General features: G+C 61.9%; 10 protein-coding genes and 2 pseudogenes. 7 read left to right on the forward strand and 5 right to left on the reverse strand.

What is annotated here, in order from left to right; translation table 11 throughout:
* Together JCM12296_RS28315 and JCM12296_RS28320 are read left to right on the forward strand one after the other, a co-directional pair.
* Positions 1-507: hypothetical protein (locus JCM12296_RS28315; RefSeq protein WP_218188329.1), on the forward strand; the 507-nt coding region annotated here is incomplete at its 5' end.
* Between the two features lie 68 nt (positions 508-575).
* Positions 576-1,618, forward strand: a pseudogene (locus tag JCM12296_RS28320) (proline racemase family protein).
* Positions 1,619-1,722: 104 nt separating this feature from the next.
* Here the strand turns inward: JCM12296_RS28320 and JCM12296_RS28325 are convergent.
* Positions 1,723-2,286: a class I SAM-dependent methyltransferase gene (locus tag JCM12296_RS28325; RefSeq protein ID WP_054700110.1), complete on the reverse strand. Its 564-nt coding sequence runs from the start codon at positions 2,284-2,286 to the stop codon at positions 1,723-1,725.
* 274 nt (positions 2,287-2,560) lie between these two features.
* On the opposite strand from JCM12296_RS28325, the gene wtpA reads away from it, so the two are divergent.
* The 5 genes from wtpA to JCM12296_RS45985 are packed head-to-tail and all read left to right on the forward strand — an operon-like array spanning position 2,561 to position 5,470.
* Positions 2,561-3,550: a tungstate ABC transporter substrate-binding protein WtpA gene (gene wtpA, locus JCM12296_RS28330; protein WP_054700112.1), complete on the forward strand. Its 990-nt coding sequence runs from the start codon at positions 2,561-2,563 to the stop codon at positions 3,548-3,550.
* On the forward strand, positions 3,543-4,256 hold the full coding sequence (locus JCM12296_RS28335) for an ABC transporter permease (protein ID WP_246805006.1): 714 nt from the start codon (positions 3,543-3,545) through the stop codon (positions 4,254-4,256). Before wtpA ends, JCM12296_RS28335 begins: the two co-directional genes overlap by 8 nt.
* Entirely contained in the window at positions 4,246-4,377 is a 132-nt protein-coding gene (locus tag JCM12296_RS48305; protein ID WP_281492184.1) for a hypothetical protein, read from the forward strand. The genes JCM12296_RS28335 and JCM12296_RS48305 overlap by 11 nt, the downstream gene beginning before the upstream one ends.
* Positions 4,374-5,330 carry an ABC transporter ATP-binding protein gene (locus JCM12296_RS28340; protein WP_054700114.1) on the forward strand — a complete coding sequence of 319 codons (957 nt, stop codon included), beginning with the start codon at positions 4,374-4,376 and terminating at the stop codon, positions 5,328-5,330. The genes JCM12296_RS48305 and JCM12296_RS28340 overlap by 4 nt, the downstream gene beginning before the upstream one ends.
* Complete coding sequence (locus JCM12296_RS45985) at positions 5,237-5,470, forward strand: TOBE domain-containing protein (RefSeq protein WP_246805009.1); 234 nt, start codon at positions 5,237-5,239, stop codon at positions 5,468-5,470. The genes JCM12296_RS28340 and JCM12296_RS45985 overlap by 94 nt, the downstream gene beginning before the upstream one ends.
* 36 nt (positions 5,471-5,506) lie before the next feature.
* Here JCM12296_RS45985 and JCM12296_RS28345 read toward each other — a convergent pair whose 3' ends face one another.
* The 4 genes and pseudogenes from JCM12296_RS28345 to JCM12296_RS28360 all read right to left on the reverse strand — a co-directional run.
* Entirely contained in the window at positions 5,507-6,679 is a 1,173-nt protein-coding gene (locus JCM12296_RS28345; RefSeq protein ID WP_083456603.1) for a M20 metallopeptidase family protein, read from the reverse strand.
* Between the two features lie 126 nt (positions 6,680-6,805).
* Positions 6,806-9,061: pseudogene (locus tag JCM12296_RS28350) on the reverse strand (acetate--CoA ligase family protein).
* A 125-nt stretch (positions 9,062-9,186) separates the two neighbouring features.
* A complete protein-coding gene (locus JCM12296_RS28355) occupies positions 9,187-9,951 on the reverse strand; it encodes an enoyl-CoA hydratase/isomerase family protein (protein WP_054700117.1) in 765 nt (254 codons plus the stop codon).
* Between the two features lie 82 nt (positions 9,952-10,033).
* On the reverse strand, positions 10,034-11,151 hold a 1,118-nt coding region (locus JCM12296_RS28360; RefSeq protein ID WP_054700119.1), incomplete at its 5' end, for an aldo/keto reductase.

Consider the following 11,151-nt stretch of genomic DNA (forward strand, 5'->3'; position numbering starts at 1 on the left):
CGGCGCGTGCTGGTGGTCGATCCCTTTGCCGAGGCCATCGAGCGTCTGCGTGCGGAGGTGGCCACCTGGCCCGACGCCCCCGAGGTGATCGTCGCTACCTCGCCCAAGGCGGCGGTTGTTCAGGCCGATATCGTGATCGCCGCCACGACCACCAAGACGCCGCTGTTCGACGGCAACGACCTCAAACCGGGCACCCATGTGACCGGTGTGGGGTCCTTCACGCCCGAGATGCAGGAGATCGATGCGGTCACCCTCAGTCGGGCGCGGGTGGTCGTGGACCAGCGCGAGGCGGCCATGGCCGAGGCCGGGGACATCATCATTGCCAAGGCCGCCATCGACGCCGAGATCGGCGAGATCGTCAATGGCACCCAGCCCGGTCGTCAGAGCGACGACCAGATCACCTACTTCAAATCCGTGGGTTTGGCCGTACAGGATGCGGTTGCCGCCGCTGCCGTGCTCAAGGCCGCCGAGGCCAAGGGGTTGGGAACGGTCATTGAGATGTCGTGATGCGTGTAGGGGCAAAAAATCTTTCGCCCCTACCATGCCTTCTATAATTGCGAAACGGAGCCCTCGCCATGTCCCTGCTCGACCCCCTGCGCCAATGGACCCCGCCGGCAAGCTGGCGAAAAATCACCACCCTCGATGCCCATACCGGCGGCGAGCCATTCCGGATTATCACCGGCGGGTTGCCGGAACTTGCCGGCACCACGATCCTTGAGCACCGACGCGACATGATCGCGAAGCATGATTCCATCCGCAGGGCCCTCATGTGGGAGCCGCGCGGCCACGCGGACATGTATGGCTGCATCGTCACCCCGCCGGTGTCGGTAGACGCCGATTTCGGGGTGCTTTTCCTGCATAACGAGGGCTACAGCTCCATGTGCGGCCACGGCATCATCGCCATGACCACCGTGGCCGTGGAAACGGGGCTGGTACCGATGATCGAACCGCTCACCACGGTGCGCATCGACGCACCGGCGGGGTTGATTACGGCCCATGCACGGGTGAAGGCCGGACGGGTGAAGAGCGTGTCCTTCCACAATGTGCCTTCCTTTGTATTGTGCCGAGATCAAACCGTGGCGGTGCCGGGGCTGGGGCCGGTGCGCTACGACATCGCCTACGGCGGCGCCTTCTACGCCTTCGTGGACGCCGCCGACCTGGGGGTGAGTACACGGCCTGATGATTTCAACCGCCTGATCGAACGGGGCATGGCGGTCAAGCGCGCCGTTATGGCCGCCGGGCCGATCACGCACCCCTTTGAGGCGGATCTCAGCTTCCTTTACGGCACGATCATTGTCGGCCCGCCCCACACGGAGGGCGCCCATTCCAGCAACGTCTGCATCTTCGCCGAGGGCGAGGTGGACCGCAGCCCCACCGGCACCGGGGTAAGCGCCGACTGGCCCTGCATCACGCCCGGGGGGAGATCGGGGCGAATCAGCCCATCGTCATCGAGAGCATCCTGGGCACGCGATTTAGCGGCCAGGTGGTGGAGACGACCACCTTCGGTCCCCACGCCGCTGTCATCCCCGAGGTGGAAGGCCAGGCCTGGATCACCGGCCGCAGCGAATTTCTCATGGATCCGGAGGATCCGTTGAAGGAAGGGTTTATTTTTCGGTGAGTATAACCGGCGTTGGTGCCGGTTCTCACGATTGCCGTCGCAGGCAGGCCAGCTCTTACAAGCGCCGCACACGCCTCCATCGAGGCGTTGGAGCGGTCCTGTCATCATTCTCGATGATATAAAGACATGTAGACGGCCGCTCCCAGGTCCACCGTCTCACGGCCCTGAAACCCCAACGGCACCAACACCGCATCCAATTCCTCGGGAGAAAGCCGGATATGCTCCGGCGGTCCCGGCGGGCCGGGTTGTTTCTTGAACTCCACCACGGCCAGGCGGCTGTCCGGCTTGAGCACGCGCACAACCTCCTTCAGTGCGCCCGTGTGGATGCCGTCTTGAATCAGGTCGTGGAGCACGGTGGCCATCAGGCAGATATCGACGCTGTCCGTTTCCAGGGGCAGGGACCGGCTCACATCGCAGACCGCCGCCTCGATGTTGGCCAGGTTGCGCGCTTCGGCCTGCTGGTTGAGCCGATCGATGCCGTCCGCCCACAGGTCGACGGCGTGGACCGTTCCGCCAATGCGCTCGGCCACGGCCAGGGCGTAGTTGCCGGCGCCGCAGGCCAGATCGAGAAAGGTTGTCTTTTCACTCAGGTTAAGGGTTGTAAAAAATCGCTCCACATCGATCAGATCGAAGCTGCTCTTACCGGCAGCGGTGGGTTTGCGGTGCATAATCCTCCTTCTATCCATAACAGGGGCACTTGGAGCCTTCCGGGCGGGAGGCCCGCATGGATTGATTTCCGATTCATCTTCTCTTGGGGTCAACATAAGAAAACCCCATGGCTGCGTCAACTTGCTTGTCAGTTGTGGTTGGTTATGGTCGCTATAGAGAAATAATGGCTCATCGCGCCAAGAATGCGTTGACTTGTTAAACATTGAATCTCTATAAAAAACTTTTGCGCAAAAACCCGTTTAACCTTTTGCAATGAAGCAGAGAGGAGGATCGATGAAGCGATTCGTTTTCAAACGATCACGGTCAGTGTCCAGCTTGTTGATGGGTGTGGTATTGGGGATGGCATTTACAACCGGAGCGATGGCCATGGAGAAAGTGATTGTCTTTCATGCGGGTAGCCTGACGGTACCGCTGGCGCAGATTGAAAAGGATTTCGAGGCGGCCAATCCCGACATCGATGTGTTGCGCGAGGCCGGTGGCAGCACCAAGATGGCACGCATGATTTCCGAATTGGGCAAACCCGCCGATATCATGGCATCGGCCGATTACAAGGTGATCGACAAGACCCTCATTCCGGCCAAGGCCGACTGGAACATCCGTTTCGCCACCAATCAATTGGTGCTTTGCTATACCGACGAGAGCCGTTATGCCGATACGCTCAATGCCGATAACTGGACCGACATCCTGCTGAAAAAAGATGTGGTCTGGGGCCATTCGGATCCTAACCTCGATCCGTGCGGCTACCGCAGTTTGATGGTGCTCCAATTGGCCGAGAAGTTCTACCGCAAGCCGGGATTGTACGACCAACTCATCGCCAACCGACCGGAGAAGAATGTCCGACCCAAATCCGTGGAGCTGGTCTCCATGCTCAAGACCGGCAACATGGATTATGCCTGGGAGTATCTCTCCGTGGCCATCCAGCACGAACTCAAATATCTCACCCTGGACGACCATATCAACCTGGGTAACTACCAGTATGACGCCTTCTACAAGCAGGCCCAGGTCAAGGTGACCGGCAAGAAACCCGGTGAGTGGATCACCCGTACCGGCCAATCGGTGACCTACGGAATCACCCTGATCAAGGATGCGCCCAACCCCAAGGGCGCCACCCGCTTTCTCGAGTACCTGCTCACGGCGGACGGCGGCCTGAAAGTCCTAAAGGAGATGGGCCAGCCGCCTTTCATTCCTTGCCGCGTGACCAGCCAGGCGGTGAAGGACAGCCTGCCCGGCAACCTGCCGAGCCTGGTGGAGGTCCGTGAATAGGATCGGCGCAACGGCAGCGGTGTGTGCCGTCCGGCCGCACCGCTATCAGCAGCGCGATCCGTTTTTCTGGCTGGCGGTGGCCTGTAGCGGCGTCATTGTGGCGTTTATCGTGGTGCCCCTGGTGGAGATGATGACCCAGCCCACCCTGGCGACCTTGAAAGAGACCCTGATGGACCGGGATGTCATCCGTTCCATCCGGCTCAGCCTGGTGACTTCCGGTGCGGCGGCCCTGATCTCCCTGCTGCTGGGCACGCCCCTGGCCTACCTTCTGGCCAGGCGTCGTTTTGTCGGCAAGAAAATCCTCGAAAGCATCATCGATCTGCCGATCATGATTCCCCACCCCGTGGTGGGGATCGCTCTGCTCAGCATCGCCGGTCGCAACCATCCCATCGGCAGACTGCTGCAGGCCGTGGGAATCACCTTCATGGGCACCGTTACCGGGATCATCGTCGTGCTCACCTTCGTGGGACTGCCCTTTTACATCAATACGGTCAAGGCCGGGTTCGAGGAGATCTCCCCGCGTTTGGAACATGTGTCGCGCAGCCTGGGCGCCACGGCCGGTGCCACCTTCCTGCGGGTCACCCTGCCGCTGGCCTGGCGTCACATGCTGGTCGGCGCCATCATGTGCACGGCCCGGGCGGTGAGCGAGTTCGGTGCCGTGGTGATCGTGGCCTACCATCATGGTGGCCCCGGTGATGATCTATGAACGCTTTACCGCCTACGGTCTCAAGTACTCCCAGCCCGTGGCGGTGTGGCTGATCCTGGTCTGCCTGCTGCTGTTCCTGCTGTTGAGAATTTTCTCCCCGGATCGGGAGGCGGCGGTATGACCACCGACGGCATGATCAAGGGTGACATGATCAAGGGAAATATGATCAAGATAGACGGGTTGCATGTCAACCTGCCCGGGTTTTCGCTCCAGGGAATCGATTTGGCGCTGGCCCAGGGGGAGTTTTTCTGCCTGCTGGGTCCCACCGGCGCGGGCAAGACCCTGATCCTGGAATCGGTGGCCGGCATCATTCCCATCGCGGCCGGGCGGATCGGGGTAGCCGGCCGCGATGTCACCGGCCTGCCGCCGGAACGTCGCGGTGTGGGCATCGTGTATCAGGACTGTGCCTTGTTTCCGCATCTCAACGTGGCCCGCAACATCCAATTCGGCCTGCGTTACCACGGCAGGCAGAGCCGCGAGGCCAGGGCCCGTTATCAGGATCTGGTCGAGCGGTTGGGACTGGTTCCGTTGTTGCAGCGATCGGTGGCCCGGCTCTCCGGCGGCGAAAAGCAGCGCGTGGCCCTGGCCCGCGCCCTGGTCACCGCGCCGCGGGTGCTACTTCTGGACGAACCCCTGGCGGCCCTGGATCCCTGTTTCCGCGAGGAAATCCGTTCCCTTTTCTCCAGCCTGCACCGGGAAACCGGCCTGACGGTGCTGATGGTGACCCACGATTTCACCGATGCCCATCGCCTGGCCGACCGGGTGGCGATTCTGAACAACGGCCGCATCGAACAGACCGACACGGTTGCCGGGGTGTTCAGAAAACCGGCCACTGCCTTTGTGGCCGAATTCGTGGGCATGAAAAACCTGCTCCCCGTGCGGGTGGCTGGCGGCCGGATGGCCATCGGCGACTGGGCCTTGCCCATGTCCGCGACAACGGTCAGCGTCATGTGGCGGCGATCCGGCCGGAAGATGTTCACCTGCGGCCGGCAGCCGATGCGACCGGGGGTGAGGAGAAGGGCTTCCCGGGAACCATTTCGGCCATTGCCAATCAGGGCACCTTTGCCGACCTGAGCGTTTCCGCCATGGGGTTGACCTTTACCACCACCATGCTCACCAGCCGGCTGCTGGCCCTGGATTTGTGTCCGGGCACCGCCGTCAGCCTCACCGTCGATCCCGCCGACATCCATCTGATGGAAGTCCCCGCTTCATAAAGCCCGGACCCGCTTCAATGTCGCCGCCTGACCGGTTCAGGCGGTATTTTCCCCCAAAAGATCCAGGGCCGCACGGCAGTACATCTCCACACCGCTGATGAGAATTTCCTCGTTGAAGGTGAAGTGCGGGCTATGAATGCCGGAACTGCCTTCCGTGCCGGCGCCCAGGCAGAAGAAGCACCCCTTGGCCCTTTCCAGGAAGAAGGCCATGTCTTCTCCGCCCATGCTCTTCTCCGGTACGATGGCCCGATCGGCACCAACCACCTGGGCGGCGATGCGCTCCATGCGCATGGCCATCTCGGGATCGTTGACCGTGGGCGGGTAGCCGGCGACGAATTTGCAAGTGAATCGGGCGCCCATGGCATCGCAGACACCCTTCACGATCGTCTCGATGATTTCCGGCCAGCGCTGCCAGGTATCAAGGTCGAAGGTCCGTGCCGTGCCCAGCAGGTGCGCCGTTTCCGGAATCACGTTGAAGGCCGTGCCGGCTTCGAAACGTCCGATGGTGACCACTGTCGGCGCCAACGGATTCATCTTGCGGCTGACGATGCGTTGCAGGGCGGCGACTACCTGGCAGCCGGTCTCCAGGGCGTCCACGCAAAGGTGGGGCTGGGCGCCGTGGCCGCCCTTGCCGGTGATGGTGATCTTGAAGCGCGAAGCGGCGGCCATCAGCGCACCGGCGCGGATACCGATGGTGCCTTGGGGGATGGTGGGCCAGATGTGGCAACCCAGGGCGTAGTCCACGTGCGGGTTTTCCATCACGCCGGCCTCGATCATCGGCTTGGCCCCACCCGGTCCCTCCTCGGCCGGCTGAAAGACGAATTTTACCGTTCCGTTGAGCTGATCCTTAAGTTCCACGAGGATCTTGGCGGCAACCAGGGCCATGGCCGTGTGACCATCGTGGCCGCAGGCGTGCATCACGCCGGGATGCTGGGACGCATAGGCCAGGCCGGTCTCCTCGCTGATGGGCAGGGCGTCCATGTCCGCCCGGATCAAAAGGGTCGGCCCGGGACGGCCGCTGTCCAAAAGGCCCACCACGCCGGTGCGGGCGATGCCGGTGGTGACGGACAGGCCTTGTTGTTGCAGGTAGTCGGCCACGTAAGCGCTTGTTTTTTCTTCTGTATATCCTAATTCGGGAATCTGATGCAGGTCGCGGCGGACGGTGATGACCTGCGCTTGGTAGGGCTGAAGCAACCGTTTGATGTTCATGCAGGGCCTGTCGAACATATTTTTTAGGGTTTTGGGGTTACGGGCGAGACGGGTCGGTCGATGGGCGACACCGACCGTTCAGCCAGTCGCCAAAATAGCAAAATGGAATCGATTTGCCCATGGCAATCAGGCCTGCGCCGCCTTGGGCTTGAGAATGATGCGGGCATCCACGATGCTCAACCCCTCATGGTGCACGATCACCGGGTTGAGGTCCAGTTCCTGGATCTCGGGGTAGGCCTCGATGATTTCGGAGCAAGCCATCAGCATGTTGACCAGGGCTTTCTTGTCATAGGCTTTTCTCCGCGGACGCATCCAGGATGGGGTGGGACTTGGTCTCGCCAATCATCTTCTGGGCCGTCCGCCGGGTGATCGGCAGGACCCGGAATACCACGTCTTGATGATCTCCACCAGCACGCCCCCCAGCCCGTACATGATCACCGGGCCGAATTGGTCGTCGATCTTGGTGCCGATGATCACCTCGATGCCCTTTGCCACCATGGGCGAGACCAGTACGCCTGTAATCTGCGCATCGGCTTTGTAGGCCTTGGCGCTCTTGATGATTGCGGCATAGGCCTGCCGGACGTGTTTCTGGTTGGTCAGATGGAGTTTCACCCCATTGGCGTCGCTTTTGTGCAGAATATCCGGGGAGACGATCTTCAGCGCCACCGGACCGTCTATGTTTGCCGCCGCCTGGACGGCTTCCTCGGCGGAATGGACCAGTACGTCGCAGGCGACCGGCGCGCCGTGAAGCTTGAACAGATGCTTGGCTTCCGTTTCCAACAGGGCGCCGCGTCCCTCGGCATAGGCGCGCTCGAAAAGCTGTTGCCCTTCGGGTTTAGCCTTGGTCCGCCAGTTGAAGACGAAATTGGTGACCGCGTGGTAGCTCTTCAGGTAGCGGCCGTACTGGGCCAGCACGCCCATGCATTTGCAGGCCACGTCCAGGCTGCCGTAGACCGGCACCCCGTAGTAGCGCAGAAGATCCAGGCTGTGGGGTTTCTCCGAATTGTAGAGGCTGTGCACGACGATGGGCTTCTTGTATTTTTTGACCATCTTGCCCATCTGGTGGGCGGCGTCCTCCTCGATCAGGGAAAGGCTTTCGGCAAAGCGGATCCCGTAGCCGCCGAAAAGGCCCACAAGGAGCAGACCGCCCACATGGGGGTCGGCCAGGATGAGTTTGGCACAATCGGCGAACACATCCGGGTTGTCGTCGGTGCCGCCGGCCACGTCCACCGGATTTCTCACCGCCGCCCCGCCGGGCAGGATCGCCCGCAGCTTCTGTTGGGTTTTCTCCTCCAGTTCCGGAATCTGGACACCCAGGTCGGTCAGGGTGTCGGCGGCGATGGTGGCATGACCGCCGCCGTCGGCCAGGATGGCGATCTGGCTGTTCTTGACGGGCGGCAGGCTGGAAAGGGTTTCCGCGGCCGGGAAGAGTTCGTCGGAGTTTTCGATGACGACGATGCCGGCCCGCTCGAAGGCCCCCTTGGCCACTTCGCTCATCCCGGCCAGGGCGCCGGTGTGGGAGCCGGCGGACCGCTTGCCGGTGGACGAACGTCCGCTCTTGAGCAGCACGATGGGTTTGGTTTGGGTGGTCCGGTAGGCCTGTTGGAGAAACTTGCGTCCCTCGCGCATGCCTTCCACGTACATGAGAATGGCGCGTGTATCCGGATCGTTCTGGAAGAACGCCAGGTACTCGTGGAAGCGGATGTCGGTTTCATTGCCCACGCCCACGTAGTAGGTGAATCCCTTGCGGCTTTGCAGCTTGGCCTCGGTGATGAGGGTCAGGGCCATGTTGCCGCTCTGGGACAACAAGGCGATATCCCCCTTGGGCGCATCTTTCAATCCCACCAGGTTAAGGCTGGATTTGAGGTTGATCATTCCGGAGGTGTTGGGGCCGATCAGGCGGATCTGATGGGCTGCCGCCGCCTGCAGGACCTCTTTCTCCAGGGCCTTACCGGCGCTGCCGGTCTCACCGAAGCCGGTGGCCAGGATGACGGCTCCTTTGATGCCCCGTTTGCCGCAATCCGCCAGCACGCTGGGCACGGTGCGGGCCGGTGTGGCCACCAGGGCCACGTCCACCTCCCTGGGAATGTCAGGCACCGTGGGGTAGCAGGGCAGCCCCATGATGCTTTTCTCCTTGGGATTGACCGGGTAGATGGCCCCTTCGTAGCCTTCGTCGAGAAGGGTGCGTATGGTTTGAAAACCGCGTTTGGTGGGCACTTTGGATGCGCCTACAACGGCGACGGACCGGGCGTTCAGGATGTGCTCAAGTCCCATGGGTTCTCCTTCCATTGGAGGGCTGAAATCATTTCCTCTAATTCCAAATGCGATCGGAGCAAGCGTTTTGGGCGTTCTATTTCTTGATGGACTCGTAAAAAGTCGCATTTCCGACGGATTCGTAAAAAGCCCGAGATCAAGGCTTGCGAATCCCGAGGAATGAGGCGTACTTAGCGTACTCCGCAGTGACGAGGGATACGCGTAACGCCGATATCGGGCTTTTTACGAATCCGTCATTTCTTGCGGTCCTCGAAGGCGGTCAGGGAGGCCTGGCGTTCCTGGGTGGAGACACAGGCCAGGCAGGCCTCCACTTCGAAGTCCATCAACGCCTCCAGGCTGACCTCGCCCCGGGCCATGTTGAGTCCCTTTTTGATCATCTTCAGGGAAAATCCGGAGTTGGCGGCGATCTTGGCGGCCATGGCCATCACCGTGGGCATGAGTCGGTCCAGGGGCACGGCCTGGTTCACCAGGCCGATGCGCATGGCTTCGCGGCCGTCGATATATTCCCCGGTGAAGAGCAGTTCACGGGCCTTGCCCGGTCCGACCAGATCCTGGACCAACCGGAAGGCGCCGCCGGTGACCGACGAGGTGACCTTGGCTTCGGGGCTGCCGATCTTGGCCTCCTCGGCGGCGATGCGGATGTCGCAGGCCAGGGCCAGTTCGTAGCCCGAACCGACGGCGTAGCCGTTGATGGCGGCGATGGTCGGTTTTTCGAAGCGGATCACGCTACGCGAAACGTCCTGCAGGGAGACCAGGTAGTCCCGGTAGGCTTCCAAGGCGCGGGTTTTGGATTCCTTGAGGTCGGCGCCGGTGGAAAAGGCCCGGCCCTCGCCGGTGATCACCACCACCTTGACGGTTTCATCCGCGCGGGCATCGTTCAGGGCGGCCTCAAGATCCAGCCAGAGGCGTTTGTTCATGGCATTGAGCACCTGGGGGCGATTGAGTCGGGCGATGGCCACGCCGTCGGCTTTGTCGTAAATGATGCATTCAAGATCCATGGCTTCTCCTGTCTGGGGCGTATCTAATATAGGGGGCACCTTGATCGCGATCGCTGCTTTTTTGTTGGTTGCCGGCCGTCCATCAGGCCAATTCGTCGGTGGCTTCACGCATCAGCCGGGCAATGGGCAGGCGCCGGGGGCAGCGGGATTCTGCCAGCGAATAATCCATGCGCGGCAGCTTCTGGCGGACGCTCTCGGAAAGTTCTGCAAACTGCTGCCGGGCGCCGGTCGTGTCACCATAGCTTCGCGCATACATCAAAAAGCGCATCACATCGCCCACGGGGACGCCGCCGCCCAGTGTTTTCTCGCAAATATGTGTGCAGCCGGCGCAATAGCCGGCGTAGGTCGTTTGGGCATAGCGCTCCAAATGCCGCCGATCGTTTTCGCTGAGCGTGGTACGGTCCACGGCAGCGGCGATGTTGGCCATGAGAATGCTCATGGTCGGCATTTGGGAACAGATCGCCGCGATCTGAGGGTTTTCCCAGACAGCCTTGAGCTTGGCCTGCTTGTCGGTGAAACCTTTCTGGACGAACCGGCCGGCCAGGGCCAGTTCCTCGGCGGCATCGGTGCGCACGGCCCCGCCGCCCTGGGTTTTCATGGCGGTCAGGCCGATACCGGCCTCAACGCAGGCCTTGACGGCTTCCTGCATGCGCGGTGAGTGCATCAAGCGGAAATTGTAGGTCATCATGATGCCGTCGATCCATCCCATGCGGGCCGCGTCCAGCAGGCACCGCTCCATGTTGCTGTGCGTGGAGAAACCGAACAGGCGGATGCGGCCGGCGGCCTTCTGCGCCTCGGACCAGGCCCGCAGGCGGTTGTCCATGATGCCGGCGTCGCGGATGCCGTGCACGAAGAAAAGGTCGACATGGTCCGTGCGCATGCGATCCAGGGAAGTCAACAGGTCCCGTTGCAGCGCCTTTGGCGTGTCGCCGCCGGATTTGGTCACCAGGAAGATCTTTTCGCGGGTTTCCGGATAGCGCTCGAAGAATTGGCCGATGCCCGCCTCGCTGCGGCCGCCGCTGTAGATATGCGCCGTGTCCCAGTAGGTGACGCCCCAGCGCAAGGCCTGCTTGAGCAGGGTCTGGTTGGCGGGGATGTCGAACATGCCGCCCAGGGAGAGGATCGGCACCTGGATGCCCGAGCGGCCGAAAGGGCGCATGGGCATGCCGCTGGTCTCGGCTGCCGTGGCCGGCGTGGCGG

It is taken from the genome of Desulfosarcina cetonica JCM 12296 (genome assembly GCF_001311845.1).
GTDB classification, from domain to species: Bacteria; Desulfobacterota; Desulfobacteria; order Desulfobacterales; family Desulfosarcinaceae; genus Desulfosarcina; species Desulfosarcina cetonica.

What these genes read in the sequence shown, in the direction of transcription:
- JCM12296_RS28355 (WP_054700117.1), bottom strand. Translation starts at nt 9,951, where the DNA reads ATGGATCTTGAATGCATCATTTACGACAAAGCCGACGGCGTGGCCATC.
- JCM12296_RS48305 (WP_281492184.1), top strand. Translation starts at nt 4,246, where the DNA reads ATGATCTATGAACGCTTTACCGCCTACGGTCTCAAGTACTCCCAGCCC.
- wtpA (WP_054700112.1), top strand. Translation starts at nt 2,561, where the DNA reads ATGAAGCGATTCGTTTTCAAACGATCACGGTCAGTGTCCAGCTTGTTG.
- JCM12296_RS28340 (WP_054700114.1), top strand. Translation starts at nt 4,374, where the DNA reads ATGACCACCGACGGCATGATCAAGGGTGACATGATCAAGGGAAATATG.
- JCM12296_RS28345 (WP_083456603.1), bottom strand. Translation starts at nt 6,679, where the DNA reads ATGAACATCAAACGGTTGCTTCAGCCCTACCAAGCGCAGGTCATCACC.
- JCM12296_RS28325 (WP_054700110.1), bottom strand. Translation starts at nt 2,286, where the DNA reads ATGCACCGCAAACCCACCGCTGCCGGTAAGAGCAGCTTCGATCTGATC.